The sequence below is a fragment of the Achromobacter sp. ESBL13 genome (genome assembly GCF_036668755.1).
GTDB lineage: Bacteria > Pseudomonadota > Gammaproteobacteria > Burkholderiales > Burkholderiaceae_B > Achromobacter.
Map to the genome: position 1 here is coordinate 1,550,432 of NZ_JAZEVT010000001.1, position 17,252 is coordinate 1,567,683.

20 protein-coding genes are annotated in these 17,252 nt (G+C 62.1%); 1 reads left to right on the plus strand and 19 read right to left on the minus strand.

Annotated features, from left to right (window positions below):
* Nucleotides 1-265 precede the first annotated feature (265 nt).
* Nucleotides 266-1,255 carry a hypothetical protein gene (locus V6F88_RS06850; protein WP_332608576.1) on the plus strand — a complete coding sequence of 330 codons (990 nt, stop codon included), beginning with the start codon at nucleotides 266-268 and terminating at the stop codon, nucleotides 1,253-1,255.
* Nucleotides 1,256-1,781: 526 nt separating this feature from the next.
* On the opposite strand, the gene V6F88_RS06855 is transcribed toward V6F88_RS06850, so the two are convergent.
* The 19 genes from V6F88_RS06855 to V6F88_RS06945 all read right to left on the minus strand — a co-directional run bounded on the left by V6F88_RS06855 (nucleotide 1,782) and on the right by V6F88_RS06945 (nucleotide 17,247).
* Complete coding sequence (locus V6F88_RS06855) at nucleotides 1,782-2,552, minus strand: GNAT family N-acetyltransferase (protein ID WP_332608577.1); 771 nt, start codon at nucleotides 2,550-2,552, stop codon at nucleotides 1,782-1,784.
* A 191-nt stretch (nucleotides 2,553-2,743) separates the two neighbouring features.
* Nucleotides 2,744-3,499 carry a ComEC/Rec2 family competence protein gene (locus V6F88_RS06860; RefSeq protein ID WP_332608578.1) on the minus strand — a complete coding sequence of 252 codons (756 nt, stop codon included), beginning with the start codon at nucleotides 3,497-3,499 and terminating at the stop codon, nucleotides 2,744-2,746.
* 143 nt (nucleotides 3,500-3,642) lie between these two features.
* Nucleotides 3,643-4,437, minus strand: coding sequence for an SDR family NAD(P)-dependent oxidoreductase (locus V6F88_RS06865; protein ID WP_332608579.1), 795 nt, complete (start codon nucleotides 4,435-4,437; stop codon nucleotides 3,643-3,645).
* Between the two features lie 16 nt (nucleotides 4,438-4,453).
* Nucleotides 4,454-4,960: a 2,4'-dihydroxyacetophenone dioxygenase family protein gene (locus V6F88_RS06870; RefSeq protein ID WP_046805743.1), complete on the minus strand. Its 507-nt coding sequence runs from the start codon at nucleotides 4,958-4,960 to the stop codon at nucleotides 4,454-4,456.
* Nucleotides 4,961-4,985: 25 nt separating this feature from the next.
* Nucleotides 4,986-6,014, minus strand: coding sequence for a LacI family DNA-binding transcriptional regulator (locus V6F88_RS06875; protein ID WP_332608580.1), 1,029 nt, complete (start codon nucleotides 6,012-6,014; stop codon nucleotides 4,986-4,988).
* 60 nt (nucleotides 6,015-6,074) lie between these two features.
* A complete protein-coding gene (locus V6F88_RS06880; RefSeq protein WP_332608581.1) occupies nucleotides 6,075-6,605 on the minus strand; it encodes a VOC family protein in 531 nt (176 codons plus the stop codon).
* A 9-nt stretch (nucleotides 6,606-6,614) separates the two neighbouring features.
* The gene (locus tag V6F88_RS06885; RefSeq protein WP_332608582.1) at nucleotides 6,615-7,379 is read right to left on the minus strand and encodes an SDR family NAD(P)-dependent oxidoreductase; all 765 of its coding nucleotides are present in this window, start codon (nucleotides 7,377-7,379) and stop codon (nucleotides 6,615-6,617) included.
* Between the two features lie 60 nt (nucleotides 7,380-7,439).
* On the minus strand, nucleotides 7,440-8,399 hold the full coding sequence (locus V6F88_RS06890) for a Bug family tripartite tricarboxylate transporter substrate binding protein (protein ID WP_332608583.1): 960 nt from the start codon (nucleotides 8,397-8,399) through the stop codon (nucleotides 7,440-7,442).
* Between the two features lie 123 nt (nucleotides 8,400-8,522).
* Complete coding sequence (locus V6F88_RS06895; RefSeq protein WP_332608584.1) at nucleotides 8,523-8,963, minus strand: ester cyclase; 441 nt, start codon at nucleotides 8,961-8,963, stop codon at nucleotides 8,523-8,525.
* 181 nt (nucleotides 8,964-9,144) lie between these two features.
* Entirely contained in the window at nucleotides 9,145-9,960 is an 816-nt protein-coding gene (locus V6F88_RS06900; protein ID WP_332608585.1) for an N-acyl homoserine lactonase family protein, read from the minus strand.
* Nucleotides 9,961-9,974: 14 nt separating this feature from the next.
* On the minus strand, nucleotides 9,975-10,688 hold the full coding sequence (locus V6F88_RS06905; protein WP_332608586.1) for an ABC transporter ATP-binding protein: 714 nt from the start codon (nucleotides 10,686-10,688) through the stop codon (nucleotides 9,975-9,977).
* The gene (locus V6F88_RS06910) at nucleotides 10,675-11,457 is read right to left on the minus strand and encodes an ABC transporter ATP-binding protein (RefSeq protein WP_332608587.1); all 783 of its coding nucleotides are present in this window, start codon (nucleotides 11,455-11,457) and stop codon (nucleotides 10,675-10,677) included. The genes V6F88_RS06905 and V6F88_RS06910 overlap by 14 nt, the downstream gene beginning before the upstream one ends.
* Nucleotides 11,454-12,428, minus strand: a complete 975-nt coding sequence (locus tag V6F88_RS06915) for a branched-chain amino acid ABC transporter permease (protein ID WP_332608588.1) — start codon at nucleotides 12,426-12,428, stop codon at nucleotides 11,454-11,456. The genes V6F88_RS06910 and V6F88_RS06915 overlap by 4 nt, the downstream gene beginning before the upstream one ends.
* A 3-nt stretch (nucleotides 12,429-12,431) precedes the next feature.
* On the minus strand, nucleotides 12,432-13,301 hold the full coding sequence (locus tag V6F88_RS06920) for a branched-chain amino acid ABC transporter permease (protein WP_332608589.1): 870 nt from the start codon (nucleotides 13,299-13,301) through the stop codon (nucleotides 12,432-12,434).
* Between the two features lie 18 nt (nucleotides 13,302-13,319).
* Nucleotides 13,320-14,492 carry an ABC transporter substrate-binding protein gene (locus V6F88_RS06925; protein WP_332608590.1) on the minus strand — a complete coding sequence of 391 codons (1,173 nt, stop codon included), beginning with the start codon at nucleotides 14,490-14,492 and terminating at the stop codon, nucleotides 13,320-13,322.
* A gap of 49 nt (nucleotides 14,493-14,541) precedes the next feature.
* Entirely contained in the window at nucleotides 14,542-15,390 is an 849-nt protein-coding gene (locus V6F88_RS06930) for an alpha/beta fold hydrolase (RefSeq protein ID WP_332608591.1), read from the minus strand.
* A complete protein-coding gene (locus V6F88_RS06935; RefSeq protein WP_332608592.1) occupies nucleotides 15,387-15,782 on the minus strand; it encodes a hypothetical protein in 396 nt (131 codons plus the stop codon). The genes V6F88_RS06930 and V6F88_RS06935 overlap by 4 nt, the downstream gene beginning before the upstream one ends.
* 111 nt (nucleotides 15,783-15,893) lie before the next feature.
* A complete protein-coding gene (locus tag V6F88_RS06940; protein WP_332608593.1) occupies nucleotides 15,894-16,565 on the minus strand; it encodes a 3-oxoacid CoA-transferase subunit B in 672 nt (223 codons plus the stop codon).
* Entirely contained in the window at nucleotides 16,555-17,247 is a 693-nt protein-coding gene (locus V6F88_RS06945) for a 3-oxoacid CoA-transferase subunit A (RefSeq protein WP_332608594.1), read from the minus strand. Before V6F88_RS06945 ends, V6F88_RS06940 begins: the two co-directional genes overlap by 11 nt.
* Nucleotides 17,248-17,252 lie beyond the last annotated feature (5 nt).

Here is a 17,252-nt window from a genome sequence, read left to right on the forward strand (position 1 = left end):
AAGGCGTCTCTGACTCATGGGGGTTCCGAAATTCTTTCGGCCGGTGCCTACCTGAAGGGGGGGAGCTTATGCGATGCCGCCATGCGCAATACGCGAAACCGCTTCTTCAAACGCCGCGACAGCAGCCAACTGACGTGCCTTGTAGCGCCTGGCTCGGCTCGACGCGCACAATTCGCGAATTGTGCAATATCATTATGGTTCACTCTAAACGTGATTTCTTCACTTAGAGCTTGCACAACTAGAACGCTACTGCAACCGGTACCAAATGATTATCGTCCTGTACAAGAGAAAAACCTACGATCACGTGACGGACACACATGCGGCCGAAGTGCTGGGCAAGGAGACGCACGAGCATATAGGAGAGGTGCTAATTCCCAGGAATCCAGACGCAAACTCACCTATTTTCATCACGAAAAAGTTCTTGGCGCACGCCGAGTATCGCTGGAAGGTTGTTCGAGTGGTCGTTGGCCAACCAAGCCCAGGAAGCTCACAGACCTTTGAGGTTTTCGTCGAACCTAGCCCACAGTTGCTTCGTGGAGAGTACCTGAGCAATATCCTGAAGACACCGGGCAAGACGATATCAAATGTTCTACACAGATACGCCCTTGTCGAAGTTGAGTATGGCCATCCTCTCGCCGTCGGCAAGATCAACAGCGACATTCGTACCAATAAGCGGTACGCGGACTCCTTGCAATACGGCAGCATGCCTAAACGACGACTGGCTATAATTAACCGAGTCAGTTCGTACGGGATGAATCCTGTAATCCAGGCTATTCCAATTTCATCTGTATCCCCAAGACCCGGTGACAACTCGTCTGTGGAGGTCACCGGCTCTCTAGCATCAATGGTTCACTACAATAAGCAAAGCTGGGCGGTTACGAGCATGATCGAAACAATCGCCCCTACGCGGATCATCGCTCCACTCGTCCAATGGAATAACAAGGCGATCGGCCGCGATACCGGTTTTCGCACTCGTCTCGAGCATAAGGATAGGGCTAATCTATTATCAGCACTCATGCATGGGGTGAATTCGGAACCTCGCTTGAGGGACACGGCTAACCTCTTAGCAGCCCGTGAAGACCTAAAAAAACAGGAGTGGGAGCTTGCTCAGCTAAGACAACAGGTGTCAATGATGCAGTCCCAAGCAACGTACTTCAGTGCGTATGAGCAAATGGCGAAGGAGTACTCAGAGCAAATTGGCCAGAAGTTTGATCTGCTTAGAGATGAGTACGTGACCGTCTACGGGAGCTCGTAGTCCTTCGTCTCTCAACAGAGATCCTTAGCCGACGAGAAGAAGGTTGCTAATTGCTCCCCGCTGCTCTATACTTTGTCGGTACGGTGATGGAACATCCGGACAGTAACGGCCATCGCGACGGTGTAACAGCCTACTGATCTGCTTTATCTGAAAGCCACTCTTAGGAGTGGCTTTCTTCATTTTTCGGTCAGATTGACGTTAGCTCTGAGACTCAGATTGGTACTGAGCCGCTGTCTATGGCGTTGACACATGTAAAGAGCCACCATCCTGCTGTGAGCCCTGGGCCTTGAACGACGGATCATGCCAGCACTAGGATGACAACTACCACCCCACTGGCGCGCTGAGCGTGACCATGGTCCGCCCGCCTGGCTAGGGAGCGCGGCGGCTTGTGCATCAGCTATGCCGCGGTTAAACCTCGAGTGGCCCTAACTATATGCAATCTGGCAGACGGCGGCGCGCTCAAGCAGCAATAACACACTCCAGAGGATGCTGGAGGCTGCGGAACATACCAACCTACAATGCACTGCTAACTGATGAAATTCGATCCCAGCCGGATTTGAGCCACACAGTAGCCATTGAGACAATCTTCGACGCCTAGCGTGACCGCCGCTTGATTCCTGCACTTACTCTTGTGCAAGATAAGCAACTCGTCGGGACGTCTCATGGATATCTCCACGTAAAGCGCGCTGGAACCCCTAGGCTCATAGCAGGCCAGAATGCGGGGTAGATGGATCGTCCCGGCCTCATCCTCCAACCCGCGAACTGCGTACTCAGAGAGCGCACGCGCATCTCCGTAAGCGCCGGCATCATCGAAGAATCGCACAGTGATATCGCGCTGCTTGCCCGCTTCCGGAAGCTTAATTGGAATCTCGATAACACGCGAAGCCCAGATAGAGCCGCCAGCATGTTCGGTGGTGAACCCCATCTTATTCCAGAAATGCTCTGACGATTCAGGCGAGCATGTTATATGCAGCAGGGGCTCCCTTAGTGATCTAGACTCTTCTATCAGGTGGTCCACGACGAGACGTCCAACTCCCCTTCCTCGATGCGATGGCCTCACATCAAGGATGCTATCGGAAGTATTAAGCGAGCCCCAAAAATAAGCTACAGGCTCCCCCGTTTCGCCTTCGACGAAGACTCGAACGTCTTTCTCTTTCGCATGGACCTTTTGCGTCAGTCTCCAGTTCGGCCAGAGCGAATCTACGCCGGAGCGGCTTGCCTCCAGCAACCACCGCCCAATCAACTCCATATCCTGGTCCGTAGCCGACCTGATCATCCCGTGTATTCGTGAGTTCATTTGCAGCTCCGAGCAACAAGGCACCAGCCTTCTTCTAACACACTCCATCTGATCACGCGTTGCCGTTCCGGCCGACAGCAATCTGCCAGTTCCCTTCCATCGCAGAACTTTATTGTGCGTTGGCGAACGCTCTCAGCGCAGAACGTTATTGTCATCTATGAGAAGCAAAATTTCACAAGTGATTGATTTAACTAGAGTCCCCGGCGCAGGACTTTAATGTCCGTTACCAGCGCCACGCCCGCTTGGTCGCCAATGGCCAGTGCGATCAACACCGGTGCGTAACGGTGTTGCCCCAAGGCTTGCCGCAGACCCACGCGCACGTGGTGTCGCGCCCGTTCGATGGCCACCCCCGCCGACGCCCAAGGCTTGTCATCCAACAACTGCGGCCGCCCACGCACCGTGCCCACCGCCCGCAAACCCCGAGCGAACATGCGCCCTTCCGCGTCCGGCCCTGCCGGGTTCAGTACGCCATGCGGTCGCCGCAACACAAGCGCCATGCGCCAGACCTGGCCGGGCAGCAGTGCGGGCAGCGGGGCCGTCGCCCCCGGCGGCGCTTGCCATGTGACCTGGATGCGAGACGGAATGCCCGGGCGCGCGGGCTCGGCTCGTTCGGCGATGAAGCGATGATGCCGGTCATCGCCGTCCGGCAGCTCGGCTACGCGCAAGGTCAGGCGGGAGACTTGGTCCTGATGCAAGTCCGCCAGTGAATCGTCAAGGCGCAGGTGCGCTTGAAGGCACGCGTTAAGCGTGCCGGCGCAAAGGCCCAGCACAAGAGCACAGACAACGCGCAAAGAACCGGCGCGGCATCGCAGGCGATCCGCAGCCGCAACGCCGGCCGAAACGACGGCCGAAACGACGGCCACAACGACGGCAGCAACGCCTATCAGCGACAGAACGAAGGCGCCGGGCAATACCGGGAAGCACTGCACCCACGCCGCGCCGCCCACGAACGCCAGGCAAAAAGAACGACCGGTGATGTCCGCCTCCTGAAACCAGAAGCGTAGGACAAGCCGGCCGCAAGCCAATCACCGAATGAACGTTTTTATCCGCCTCGGTTTGCCGCAAGCGGGCGCCCTGCCACGCAAGCCGCTCACAAACTTGACCCCCCATCCACCACCATCAAACACCCTGTGACATAAGCCGACTCGTCAGACGCCAGAAACAGCGCCGCGTTTGCAATATCCCACGGGCTGCCCTGGCGCCCCATCGGGCACCTGGCGTCCCGAGCCTTATGCCCTTCTTGCGCCGCCTCGCTGCTTGCATACAGCGCGTCCGCATGCGGCGTGCGGATCATGCCGGGGATGATGCAGTTGCACCGCACCTGATCCGCCGCGTACTGACGGGCGATGACCCGCGTCATGTGGTTGACGGCCGCTTTTGCCGTGCTGTACGACAGGAATTGCATCGGGCTCCATTTCAGGCTTGCCGTTGACGACACGTTGATGATGGCCCCGCCGCCGCGCGCCTTCATTTGCGGCAGAAAGGCGCGCGCCATCGCCATGGAGCCGCGCACGTTGACTGTCATGACGCGGTCCCACTCGTCGTCTTGCACGGCGAGCAGGTCGCCCTGGATCTCGATGCCGACATTGTTGTGCAGGATATCGATGCCGCCAAAGCGCGATGCCACGTCTTGCGCCACCCGCGCGATTTGCGTCGAATCCGTGACGTCAAGCTCGATGGCTTCCGCCACACCGCCTTCCGATCGAATTTGCTGGGCGGTCTCTTGCGCGGCGGCCAAGGACCGGTCGGTGCAGATGACCGTCGCGCCTTCGCGGGCGAAGCGAATCGCACAGGCTGCGCCATTGCCCACCTGATCGGCGGTGGAAAACGAGTTTCTTAACGTTCCGGCGCCGGCTACCAGCGCCACTTTTGATGCCAATCGCATGACCCGCCCCCTCCGATCAGTCGCGCGTGAACTCGGCGCCGCCCTTGGGGCGGATATAGCGAGGGATGGGCAAGCCGGCCTTCTTGGCCGCGTCGATAATCGAATCCTCGATGGCGCCGGCATCGCGGATGTTGGCGAACTGGCCGTCGATGAAGTTGATGTTGGCGCCGAAAACGACCATGAATCCTTCGGCCGGCTCCTTGGCGTCCTCGGGTACTGAAAAGGTGTGAACGGAGCCGCCCGGCTCGTACAGATAGCTGCCGGCGGTCTGCACGTCGTTGGGATATTCCAGATAGTTCCACTGCCCCTTGGTGGTGTAGAAGTGAACGACGCCGGTATGAAAGTGCGTGGGCAGGCGGGTGCCCGGCGCGAACTTGCCGTACAGCACCCACACGCCGTTTTCCCGATCCAGGAACAACGGAATGATCGACGAGCCCGGGGCGGCGCCTGGCAGCTGGACGCCGTCTTCGATGTTGACGGTCAGCAGGCGATCTTGATGGGTGACGGTGTACGGTAGTGTCATGAGCGTTCCTGATTAGGGTGTAGGGTCAAGACGGCGCTGCGGGCGCGCACGATTCGCGCAATATCAGCTGCGTCTTGATAACGATGCGATCGCCTTGCGCGGGCGCGCTCTGGCGATCAAGTTGCTTTAGGACCAGTTGTGCCGCGCAAGTGCCCACCGCCTCAAGGTCCCAACTAAGCGAGGTGATGGCCGGGCTGAACAGCTGAGACAGATCGGTGTCGCCAATACTGATCACGCTGATATCGTTGGGCACCGCGTCTCCGGTATGGCGCAGTGCTTGCAGCACGCCGGACAAAATTCTGGTTCCCAGGCATACAAACGCGGTGGGTCGATTCGCGTGCGATAACAGCGACATCGCCTCGGAAAACGCAAACTGCATGGCGGACTGTTCCGCCCGGATCAGCGCCGGGTCAGCAACCATGCCGCGCTCTTTGAATGCTTGGCGAAAGCCCGCGATACGCTCTTTGCCGGTGCGCAAATCCGTACCCGGCGTCAGCAGCGCAATCCGTGTGTGGCCCAGGTTCAGCAGATACTGGGTCGCCTGGAACGCCCCCGTTGCATGATCCACATGGATACCGACGGACACGTCGCCAAACTCCCGGTCCAGCGCCACAACGGGAACTTCTTGAGACAGCTTGTCGATCAGGTCGGCGGATTCTTTTTCGCACGGGCCCAAAATCAACGCGTCAACACGCCGGCCGCGAAAGATGTCGATCAGCGACGCTTCGCGACGCCTTTCGTTATGCGTGCTGGCCACCAGCAACGAATAGCCTTCGGCCTGTAGCGCGGTCTCGGTTGCGGTGATGATGCGGGCGTACAGCGGGTTGGCCAGGTCGGACACCAGCAGCCCGATCACGCCCGAGGACTTCGTGCGCAGGCTTCTGGCCACGGCGTCCGGGCGATAGTCCAGGCTGCGTACCGCCTGCTCGACCGCCACGATGGCGGCTTCGCTGACACGGCCTGTGCGGTTCAGCGCGCGCGATGCCGTGCCCAGGGATACCCCCGCTTTCTTGGCGACGTCGCGTATGGTGATTCGGGTGCTTCGGTCTTTCATGATGTTGGTTTTGTCTGTGCCGGAAGTGGCTAACATACACCGTCTTCGGCGCTGGGCTGGCTAGGTGCGCGGGCGTATCGGCGCGGACCCATCCCAGGTTTCTCCCGCCCTTCTGATCTCGTCGAAATATTCGCCCTTGCCGCCTTTCATTTCAGACACTTCGATCATGCCGCTGGGCAAATCAGGATGCACGAAGTACGCGAAGCGGCCGCGCAGGCCCATCCTTCCGCCGTGCCCTTCTTCGTAGCCACCGCCACGCAGCCGGTCGCAAAACTCGTCGAAGTTGTCCAGCGTCCAGAACGCCACGTGCTGCGCGCATTCCCCGTTTGCACGCAGGGAATCCAGATAAAGCGATGGCGCCTCGTCTCGTTGCTGGATCAGCTCGATTTGCAGGTCGCCGGAATTGGCCAATGCAATCGACAGGCGCGGTGGTTGCGAGACCTGGCCGCGATATCGGAATTCAGTAGTCCCGACCTCTTCCTTGTAGAACCAGGGCCCGACGCCCAGCACCTCGGACCAGTGGCGCATGGCCTTTTCAATGTCGCGGACCACATAGCCCACTTGCCGGACGCCGCCAAAAAGCTTGCTCATTGATGTTCCTTAATTCATGTGGGCGCCGCCGTTGATATCCAACGTCGTGCCGGTGATGTAGCTGGAAAGCTCGCTGGCCAGGAACAGGCAGCCGCCCGCGATTTCGTGTGGGCGTCCGGCGCGACGCAGCGGCCACACTTGCGCGGCGTCGTCCTTGCTTTCATCCGAGCGTCCGGTGCGCGAAAAGTCCGTTGTGATCAGGCCCGGCGCAATCGCGTTGGCGCGGATCTTGTGTTCGCCGAATTCCTTGGCCATGGCGCGGGTAATGCCCTGCACCCCCGCCTTGGCGGCGCAGTAATGGGCACCACCGAAGATGCCGCCGCCGTTCTGTGCCGACAGCGACGAAATGGAAATGATGCTTCCCCCGGCGCGCTGAACCATGAAGGGGATGACCGCTTGGCTCAGGTTGAACACGCCCATCAGGTTGACCCGCAGGATGCGTTCGAAGTCGGTGGGGGTGATGTCGCGGAACGTGGCTTTCTGCGTGATTGCCGCGTTGTTCACCAGCACGTCGATCACCCCGCCGGACCAGGCGGCCACCTTGTCGATGGCGGCGCGACATTGCTCGTCGCTACCCACGTCGCAAGCCAGCGCAAGCAACTTAGCCGCCGGGCCGCCCAGGTCCGCCGCGCTTTCCTGTATGCGTGCCTCGTCAACGTCCAGGATTGCCACGCGTGCGCCATGTTCAAGAAAGAGCTTTGCGGTGGCTTTACCGATGCCTTTGGGGTGCGCGGCCCCCGAGATGACGGCCACGCGGTCTTGAAGCAGTTTCATGAATGTCTCGTGCAGGTAAGGGGGCAACGCGATGGCTCGTTGCCACAGCCAAGGAACCGTCTATTGCGGCGTAATGCCGGCTTCTTTCGCCACCACGCGCCAGGCTTCGATGTCGGCCATGTTTGCCTTCTGGTGGGCGGGTCCGGCAACGTACTGGGCCGAAATGCCAAGCCCCAGCAGTTTGTCGATCACTTCCTGTTCTTTCAGCACCTTTTCCAAGGTCCCGGACAGTCGGTCGACGATGGGCTGGGGCGTGCCGGCGGGCACGTACATCGCCCAATTCAAATCGCGATCAAAGTCGATGCCCTGTTCCTTGTAGCTGCGGACTTCGGGCACGCTGGGCGAACGTTTGGTACAGACGGCCAGCCCCTTGACCTTGTGCTGCGTGACCATCGGCGTGGCGGTGGCCATGTCGACGAAACCCAGGTCGATATGCCCGCCCATGATGTCCGTCATGATCTGCGTGGTGCCCTTGTAGGGCACGTGCTGCATCTTCAGGTTGCCCTTCTGCACCATGACCTCGCCACAGAAGTGACCCGTTGAGCCGATGCCCCAGCTTGCGTATTGGATGGGGTCCTTGCGGGATTCCGCCAGTTTCTTCAGCCCGTCAATATCGTTGGCCGGAAAGTTGTTGTTCGCGACCACCATGATGGCCGAATTGCCGATGGCGCCCAGCGACGTAAAGCTCTTGATCGGGTCGTACGGCAGGTCCTTGTAGACCGACGGAGACAGGATGTGCGTCGTCATCCCCCCAATGGTGATCGTGTAGCCGTCCGGCGCCGAGCGGGCCACGGCGGCGATGCCTATCGTGCCACCGGCACCGGGCTTGTTCTCGACGATGACGGGCTGCTTCAGTTCTGCTGAAAACCGCTCTGCCAGGATCCGGCCCAAGGTGTCGCCGCCGCCGCCGGCCGAGAACGGCAACAGCATGCGGATCGGGCGATTGGGGTAGTCGTCGGCATGGGCGGCGCCCATGCCCAGCACGGTCAGCAGCGCGGCTGCAACGGACAGCTTCTTCATTGTTGTCTCCTCGGATTTATCCCCGGGTGCAGCGCCTGACCGGCCTGCCCGGTTTTTTCTGTAGAACGCATTGGCCTTACCAGGTTGCCCGCCTCCTGAACGGCGCAACCGCTACTGCTACCGCTACAGCAACCCAAGGGAACGCAGCTTGGCGTTCTGACAGGTGTACGGACGCTCGCAGATCACCTTGGCCGAATTAGGCGCGAATTCGAAGGTGGCCGCCATGCGAACGCGAAACTGGCGTCCCGTCGGCTCGTACGTCTTGCCGTCAACGGTGAACGGCCCGGCATGCGTGCCGGAAAGCCAGAATTCCACCAGGACAATGTCCGTGCCGTCGGCGGCGGCCACCGCGATGATCTCGTTCTTCAAGTCGGGAAACGAGGCGCGCGACGACTCGAAATACCCCATGACCTCGCTGTGGCCGTCAAAGACCGCACCGCTGGAGTGCATCTCGTATCGGGGGTGTTCGAAGGTGTCGATGACCTTGTCCCATTCTTGAACGCATTCCAGCGCCATGTGGTCAACGACGGTCTTGACGCGTGCAGCCTGCAACTCGGTACTCATGGAAGTCCCTTTTTGTGGAAACGTTTCCGCAAATTATGGACGGGGTGTTCGCCCATAAAAAGCTAGGGATTACGATAATTAGTGGAAACGATAACGCAGCCTGCTTCGACGAGGCGATGCTAGGAACCGGGCTGCGCGCAAGGGATGGCTTGAACGGTTGGGGCCGTGGCGTCGAACGTTGTTACGGCTGCTGCGCTACCCCAGGCAGAGCTTGGCAATGCAGCATCACCACGTGCGCCGACCCCTGCCACTTCGGATACCGATCCAGCACCAACGGGTCATGCCCGGGCACCACATGCTGCTCGGATTGCGCCGCGCCAAACAGCTTGCCGTATCCCGACAGCATCTGGGCCGTGTTGTAGACGATGGGAAACGGCCTGCCCTGCCCCATGTTTTCGTAGTAATGGCTGGCGTCGGACGCCAGCACCACCCAGCCGCGTGCCGTATGCACGCGCACCGCTTGCAGGCCCTTCGTGTGGCCGCCGATATGCAGTAGTTCAATCCCCGGCAACAACGTACTGTCGCCGTCATGAAACTGCACCCGGCCGTCATACACCCGCCGCACCAGCGCGACCACGTCTTCCACCGCGTAGGCATGCCGCAGCGGTTCAAAGCACATGCAGCGGCCGGTGGCATAGTCAAGCTCGTCGTCCTGCACATGAAAGCGCGCCCGCGGCAGCAGATCCAGATTGCCCGCGTGGTCGTAATGCAGGTGGGTCAGCACCACGTGCTGCACGTCTTCGGGCTGCACGCCCAGCGGCGCCAGGGCCGCGATGGGGCATTGGATCAATTCGCGCCGGCGCAGGCGCGCCATGTCGGCATTGAACCCCGTGTCTACCAGCACAACCCGGCCCGCGCCGCGTATCAGCCACACGTAGAAGTCCATGGGCATGTCGCCGTCGTGCGGATCGCCACCCAGGAAGTTGTCGCGCCTCTGGCGCGGCATCCGGGCGTAGCGGATGGCGTGGATTTCGTATTCAGGAAGAACGTTCTGCATCGCCAAGGCTCTCTTCATATGCCCAGATAGGCTTTCTGCACAAAGGGGTCGGCCAGCAGTTCGGCGCCCTTGCCGCTGCGCACCACCTCGCCATGTTCGAACGCATAGGCATGATGCGCCAGGCGCAGCGCCAGCCGCGCGTTTTGCTCGACCAGGACGATGGCGATGCCGCTGTCGCGGTTGATGCGCTGAATGGCGTCCGCGATTTCGGCCACAACCTTGGGCGCGATGCCCAACGATGGTTCGTCCAGCATCAGCAAGCGTGGTTGCGCCATCAGCGCGCGGCCAATGGCCACCATCTGCTGCTCGCCACCCGACAACGATCCCGCCAACTGTGCACGCCGTTCCTGCACACGCGGGAACAGCGCGTAGATCTCTTCCAGCCGCGCGCGGACGCGGCTGCGCGACCTGACCCCATGCGCGCCGGCCATCAGGTTATCCAGCACGGTCATGCGGCCGAACAAGCGCCGCCCCTCCGGCGACAAGGACAAGCCGGCCGATACCCGCGCCGCCGAACCCTGCCGCGCGATGTCTTTCCCGTCAAACACAATGCGTCCGCCCGAGGCAGGCGCCAAGCCGATCAGTGCCTTCAAGGTAGAGCTTTTGCCCGCGCCGTTCGAGCCGACCAACGCAACGATCTGGCCGGGTTCAACTGTGAAGCTGATGCCGCGCACCGCCTCCAGCGGCCCGTAGCGCACCTTCAGTTCCTGGACGTCAAGCATGGGCATAGTCGGGGGCTCCCAGATAGGCCTCGATCACGGCGGGGTTGTCGCGGATGGCTTGAGGCGTGCCTTCGGCGATTTTTTCTCCCTGCACCAGCACCACGATGCGATGGCAAAGTTCCATGACCAGCGCCATGTGATGTTCCACCAGCAGCATCGTCAACCCTTCCTCGGATTGCAGGCGGCGCAGCAACCGCCCCAGCTCGTTGCATTCTTCATGGTTCAGCCCCGCCGCCGGCTCGTCCAACAACAACATGCGCGGCCGGCAGGCCAGCGCAACGGCGATGCCCAGTTTTTTCTGCAAGCCGTAGGCGAGCGATCCGGCCGCCGCGTCGCGCCACTCTTGCAGCTCAAGCAGGACCAGAAGCCGGTCCACTTCCCGCGCCACCTCCGACGCGGGCAACAAGTCCTGGTTACGCCCGGCCAGGCGACGCAGCCAGGAATGTTGAATGCGCGACAGCATGCCGCGCCGGATGTTATCGGCCACGGTGGCCTCGGGATAGGTCGAGGTGGATTGAAACGTGCGGGCCAGCCCCCTCACCACCACGCGGCTGGGCGGGCCGCCCGAAATGTCACGGCCGTCAAAATGCACCGAGCCCGATGACGGCGGCATCGTGCCGCTGATGACGTTGAAGGCCGTTGTCTTGCCCGCGCCGTTGGGGCCGATCAAGCCCACGATTTCGCCCGGCGCGATGGCGAAGCTGACGTTGCGCAAGGCCGCCAAGCCGCCAAAGCTGCGCGACAAGCCCTGCACCTGCAATAAAGGTGGGTTCATGGAAACTCCTTGTGCCGACGCGATTGCCACGGCCCCGGCAAGCCGGCCAGGCCCGCCGGCAGAAAACGCAGGATCAGGATCAGCGCCGCGCCGTAAAAAATGTGCTGCGTTTGCACCGCCCCGCGAAACAGCTCGGGCAGCGGCGTCAGCACCATGGCGCCGATCAGCCCGCCCCATACTGAGCGGCGGCCGCCGATGACCAGCATGATGATGAAGCCGATGGATATGCTGGCGTTGAATGACTCGGGCGACACGTAGCCCACGTAACGCGCCTGCAAGGCGCCGCCCACCGCCGCCAGCGCGCAACCGGCCACAAAAGCGCACAGCTGAATCCGGTGCACGCTAAGGCCGGTGGATTCGGCCAGGGCCGGGTTTTCGGCCACGGCGTCGATGGCGTGGCCGAATGGCTGCCTTGCCACCGCGCTCAACAGCGCGACGGAGCCCAGGGCCACGCACAGCGCCAGGCCGTAAAAACTGGCCCGCGTATCGAACACGATACCGGCCAGCGCGGCCGGCGGGATGCTGGCGACACCGTTCGCGCCACCCGACCAGGACGAGCCGTCCAGCAAGATCAGCCGCACCAGCTCCCCGAACGCAAATGTCACCAGTACAAAATAAACGCCCTTCAAGCGCAGGATGATCGCGCCCAATATCAGCGCCACGCCCGCCGTCAACGCCACGCCCACCAAGGTGGACGGCAGAAAGCTCCACCCCAGGTGGCGCGCGGCCAGCACCGAACCGTACGCGCCCACCGCCACGAAGGCCGCGTGCCCCAAGGACAACTGCCCGCAACGCGCAATCAGCGCCAAGCCGTTGACGATCAGTACATTTAGGCAGGTCAGCACCGCCAGATGTTGCGCGAACGGCCCGGCAAACCACGGCGTGCACGCGGCCACGGCCAACGCCGCCCACAACAGCCAGCGTAATGGCGCGGGCCGCGTCACGGCTGCATCAAGTGAAAGGTCCGTCATGGTTTATGCCTCCCCCCGGCCCAGCAAGCCCTTGGGCCGCACGACCAACATCACGATCACGACGGCGAAAATCAGCATGTCCGCCGTGCTGCTGTCGAACAGCAGGCTGCCATAGCTTTCCGCCAGGCCCAGCGCCAGGCCCGCGAAAGCCGCGCCGGGGATGCTGCCCAGCCCACCCAGGATCACCACGATGAACGCCTTGAGCAGCGGCGTGGCGCCCACGAATGGCGACACCGAGAACAATGGCGCCATCAGCGCGCCCGCCACCGCCGCCAGCCCTACCCCAAGGCCAAAGCCCAGCGGGTAATAGATGCGCGAGCGGATGCCTTGGATGCCGGCAATCTCAAAGTCCTCGACCACGGCGCGCAGCGCGCGGCCCGGCCGCGAGTGACGCAGGAAGCCATACAGCAAGGCCAGCGCCAGCAAGGCGAACACCACCACGTACACGCGCGACAAGGGCACGACCAGCTTGCCCATGCGGGCCGTGCCCTGGGCGACGGCGGGCATGGACAAGGGGTCGGGGCCGAAGAACATCAAGGCCAGGTTTTGCAGGATCATCGCCAGGCCGATGGTGGCGATCATGCCGTTCAGCTCATCCCGGCGAAACGGCTTGAGCACACCCCATTCCAGCACCGCGCCGCCGGCCACCGCCAACGCGAAGGTCAGCGCCACGGCGGGCAGGAACGAGAAACCCGCCTGTGTCGTCAGGTAATAGGCGCCAAAGGCGCCCAGCATGTAGAACTCGCCATGGGCGAAGTTCACCATCCGCATCACGCCGAACACCAGCGTGAAGCCCACCGCCATCAACAGATACAGCAACCCCACGATCAAACCGTTGATCGTGGCCTGCGTCAGCAAAATGCTCCAATCCACGTGGCATCCCCCGCCGCGCTAGCGGCATCCCTCGACGGTGCAGCGCGCGCGGATGACCTCGCGGCCATCCTTGACCTCGGCCACGTAGAACGGCGCGTTCAACTGATGGTTGATGCCGTACATGGCCTTGCCCGTCCAGCTGAGCTTGCCCAGGGATCCCTCAAAACCTTCCAACTTTTCCAGTTCAACGCGAACGCGGTCGGTATCTTCCACGGTGCCGGCGCGGCGCATGGCTTCGAACAGCATGTTGGTGCCGTCATAAAACGCGGGGCTGAAGCCGTTCATCGCGTGCTTGTACTTGGCGGCATACCGCTGGGCGTAGGCCTTGGTAGCGGGCAGCTCGGGATCGATCGGCGTATGGACGAACATGCCCTCGGTAGCCGCCTTGCCGGCCACGTTGACGATTTCCTGCGTGGCCGGGCCGCCAGTACGCACGATGCGTCCTTCAAAGCCCAGTTCGCGCGCCTGCTTCACGATCAAGCCGGCGGTGGTCGGCGAGTTGCCGTCCAGTTCGATGGCGTCGATGCCGCGCGCCATCATGCGCGTCAGCACGGGCACGAAATCGACGCGGTCGCGTTCGAAGAATTCCTTGACGGACAAGGCCGCCCCAGCCTTTTTGTAGGCAGCTTCCAGGTCCAGCGCAATCTGCTGCCCGGTTTCGTCGTTGGGGAACAGCGCACCCACCTTGCGCAAACCTTGCGACTTGACCAGCCAGTCGATCTGCGGCTGCGACACCTCGGCGGTCGTCACGTTGGGGCGAAAGGTAAAGGGTTTGTCGGCGGCCAGCGCCTTCGCGGTAAAGCCCAGGGTCATCACGATTACCTTGTTCTTTTCCGTCATGGGCTGGATCGCCAGCACGGGCGCCGATCCCACCGGGCCGATCACATAGCGCACCTTGTCCTCGAACACCAGGCGGTTGGCTACGGTAACGGCTTCGTTGGCCTGGTACTTGTCGTCATAGGCCACCACCTGCACGCGATACTTCTTGCCGCCCACGTCCAGTCCGCCCGCCTCGTTCACCTGGTCCGCCGCGATCTCGGCGGCGTTCTTCATGCCCTGCCCCCAGGCAGCGCCGGCGCCGGACAGCGTGACCAAGGCGCCTAGCTTCAGCGTGCCCTGTGCCTCTTGCGCCTTGACGGCGGGAACCGCGGCCAGCGCAAAGATGCCGGCCAGAATGATCGGATAACGCATGATGCCTCCTGTGAGTCGCGGGCAGTGCCTGCCCGTCGTTGATGCCGGGCTATAGGCGGGCGATGGCGTCCAGCACCGGCAGGATGTAGCCGCGAAACTGCTGTGGGTTTTCGCTCATGGGGAAATGCCCCAATTCGCGCATGATGGTGACCTGCGCGCCCGGAATGCCGGCGGCAGTGCGCAAGGTGTCTTCGGGCGTGCACGAAAAGTCGTATTCCCCCGTCAGCAAATACAGCGGGCAATGATCGGCACGGATGCCGTCCAGCCGACCCCGCAAATCGCCGTCGACGCGATAGAAATACAGGTCGCCGCGAAACACGCCGGGGCCGCCCTGCATGTATTGCCACAAGGTTTCGTGGCGATAGACGGCCGGTGACTGCGGCGCCACCAAGCCCGATACCAAGGCCGCGCAAACCTCGCCGCCATGGACGTCGCCGCGATGCAGCCACGACGTGTCGTACCAGGGCTGCTGAAAATCAGCCGCTTCGACGCCGATCAACGCGCGAAAACGTTCGGCGTGCTGATGCGCCAGCTGCAACACAATGCGCCCGCCGATCGAGCAGCCGATCAGCGCCGGGCGATCCAGCGCCAGCGCCTGGCAGAACGCCATGACCGTTTCCACGTAACGCTCGGTGGACAAGCGATATTCCTCGTCCTGCCAGCCGGCCGGCGGGTACGACTTGCCATGCCATGGCATGTCGAACGCAATGACGCGATAACGCGACGTGATGTCCGCATCGCACAGCATGTGGCGGTACTGGCGGCTGTCGGCGCCGGCGGTGTGCAGGCAGACCAGCGGGATGCCCTCGCCCGCTTCTTCGAAGTAAACACGGCAAGGCTTGCCGGCGATGTCGATGTGCACATAACGGCCAACGATGGGTTCCAGGGCGGCGTTCATGCGTGCGCCTCGCGGCCCGTTGCCAGCAGATCCTTGACGAACTGCAAGTGCGCCATCAAGGGTTGCAGCTTGCCTTCGATAGACAGCTCGCCGCGTTTGCTCAACGCAAAGATGTCATGCCAGCCCGCATCCGGCACGGCTTGCCAGAAGCGCGACCAGGCGGCGGCAGAGGCGCGCAGCGATACGTCGCAGGAAGGCAGCGGCGCGGTGGGCGCGTCGGCGCTGGTAACCCGGCCGTCGCGGATGCGAACAAGCAGCGGCGCATCGCCCACACGCAGCAGCAGGTCCATATCGACCTGGCGCGGCCGTGAAAACGACAACGCGCGGCTACGGAATCGATGCGCAAGCTGCGCGTCCGACGCGTGTTGCGCTGGCAAGGCGTGGTTTTCCATTGTCTCTTCCCGCTCAGGTCGTTCTTATGTACAGAACGTGTATTCTTTCTATAAGAACATTCTAAGTATCGAAAACTTCCCGTGTCAACACGGGGAAGTACGAGCCGAAGGTTATTCAGGCGACAGCGCCCGCCAATCGTCCGCCAGCGTCAGCGGGCAATCCGTCAGCTCCTGCAAGGCGTCAAAGCGCAGCCCGGCCACCATCGCGTTCACTCGCATGCCATCCGGCAGCACATCGATGATGGCCAGGTCGGTATAGATGCGGTCGACCACGCCCGCGCCAGTCAGCGGATAGCTGCATTCGCGCACGATCTTGGGCTGGCCGTCCTTGGTAACGTGGTCCATCGTGATGTAGACCTGGCGCGCGCCGGCCACCAGGTCCATCGCGCCGCCCACGGCCGGAATCGTGCCCGGCGCACCGGTGTCCCAATTGGCCAGGTCGCCGCGCGCGGACACCTGGAATGCGCCCAGCACCGTCAGGTCCAGATGGCCGCCGCGCATCATGGCGAACGACACCACGTGGTCGGTGATGGATGCACCCGGCAATAAGGTCACCGCTTCTTTGCTGGCGTTGATCAGGTCCAGGTCCAGCGGCGCGTCGGGGTCGCCGGGCCCCATGCCGACGATGCCGTTTTCGGTGTGCAGGATCACGTCGCGGTCGGCCGGCAAAAAGGCCGACACCAGCGTCGGAATGCCGATGCCCAGGTTCACATAGGCGCCATCCGGAATGTCCTGCGCCACCAGGCGCGCAATCTGGCGTCGATTCAGCTTTTCATATTCCATGATCGCGCTCCACCTGCACCACTCGTTTAACGAAAATTCCCGGCGTCATGACGTGTTCGGGCGGGATGGCGCCCAGGTCCACGATGCTGTCCACCTGCGCCACCGTGGTGGTGGCCGCCATGCACATCACCGGCGCGAAGTTGCGCCCGGCATAGCGGTACACCAGATTGCCCCAGCGGTCCGCCGTGCGCGCCTTGACGAAAGCAAAGTCGCCCTTCAACGGGGCTTCCAGCACGTACCCAACGCCGTCTATCACGCGCGTCTCCTTGCCATGGGCCAGCGGCGTGCCGTAGGCCGTGGGCGTGAAGAACGGGCCCAGCCCCGCCCCCGCCGCGCGCATGCGTTCGGCCATCGTGCCCTGTGGCACGCATTCAAGCTCGATTTTGCCTGCGTGGTAGGCCTCGGCGAAGGCGGCGGCGTTCGGCTTCTTGCGATCCGACGAACGCGCGAAAGAGCAGATCATCTTGCGCACGCGCCCGGCTCGCACCAATTGGCTAAGGCCATGTTCACCATTGCCGGCGTTGTTATTGACGATGGTCAGATCGCGCGCGCCTTGCCCAAGCAACGCGCAGACCAGTTCGGTCGGTACGCCCGAGGCGCCAAAGCCGCCGATGAGAATCACCGCGCCGTCTTGTACGCCGGCCACCGCGGCGGCCAGCGTATCCACTGTTTTGTCCAGCATGAAAA

Coding starts and splice junctions, on each gene's coding strand:
- V6F88_RS06940 (WP_332608593.1), bottom strand. CDS start 16,565: ATGGAATATGAAAAGCTGAATCGACGCCAGATTGCGCGCCTGGTGGCG.
- V6F88_RS06900 (WP_332608585.1), bottom strand. CDS start 9,960: ATGCAGAACGTTCTTCCTGAATACGAAATCCACGCCATCCGCTACGCC.
- V6F88_RS06925 (WP_332608590.1), bottom strand. CDS start 14,492: ATGCGTTATCCGATCATTCTGGCCGGCATCTTTGCGCTGGCCGCGGTT.
- V6F88_RS06905 (WP_332608586.1), bottom strand. CDS start 10,688: ATGCCCATGCTTGACGTCCAGGAACTGAAGGTGCGCTACGGGCCGCTG.
- V6F88_RS06880 (WP_332608581.1), bottom strand. CDS start 6,605: ATGAGCAAGCTTTTTGGCGGCGTCCGGCAAGTGGGCTATGTGGTCCGC.
- V6F88_RS06875 (WP_332608580.1), bottom strand. CDS start 6,014: ATGAAAGACCGAAGCACCCGAATCACCATACGCGACGTCGCCAAGAAA.
- V6F88_RS06935 (WP_332608592.1), bottom strand. CDS start 15,782: ATGGAAAACCACGCCTTGCCAGCGCAACACGCGTCGGACGCGCAGCTT.
- V6F88_RS06910 (WP_332608587.1), bottom strand. CDS start 11,457: ATGAACCCACCTTTATTGCAGGTGCAGGGCTTGTCGCGCAGCTTTGGC.
- V6F88_RS06890 (WP_332608583.1), bottom strand. CDS start 8,399: ATGAAGAAGCTGTCCGTTGCAGCCGCGCTGCTGACCGTGCTGGGCATG.
- V6F88_RS06895 (WP_332608584.1), bottom strand. CDS start 8,963: ATGAGTACCGAGTTGCAGGCTGCACGCGTCAAGACCGTCGTTGACCAC.
- V6F88_RS06855 (WP_332608577.1), bottom strand. CDS start 2,552: ATGAACTCACGAATACACGGGATGATCAGGTCGGCTACGGACCAGGAT.
- V6F88_RS06865 (WP_332608579.1), bottom strand. CDS start 4,437: ATGCGATTGGCATCAAAAGTGGCGCTGGTAGCCGGCGCCGGAACGTTA.
- V6F88_RS06930 (WP_332608591.1), bottom strand. CDS start 15,390: ATGAACGCCGCCCTGGAACCCATCGTTGGCCGTTATGTGCACATCGAC.
- V6F88_RS06870 (WP_046805743.1), bottom strand. CDS start 4,960: ATGACACTACCGTACACCGTCACCCATCAAGATCGCCTGCTGACCGTC.
- V6F88_RS06915 (WP_332608588.1), bottom strand. CDS start 12,428: ATGACGGACCTTTCACTTGATGCAGCCGTGACGCGGCCCGCGCCATTA.
- V6F88_RS06850 (WP_332608576.1), top strand. CDS start 266: ATGATTATCGTCCTGTACAAGAGAAAAACCTACGATCACGTGACGGAC.
- V6F88_RS06885 (WP_332608582.1), bottom strand. CDS start 7,379: ATGAAACTGCTTCAAGACCGCGTGGCCGTCATCTCGGGGGCCGCGCAC.
- V6F88_RS06945 (WP_332608594.1), bottom strand. CDS start 17,247: ATGCTGGACAAAACAGTGGATACGCTGGCCGCCGCGGTGGCCGGCGTA.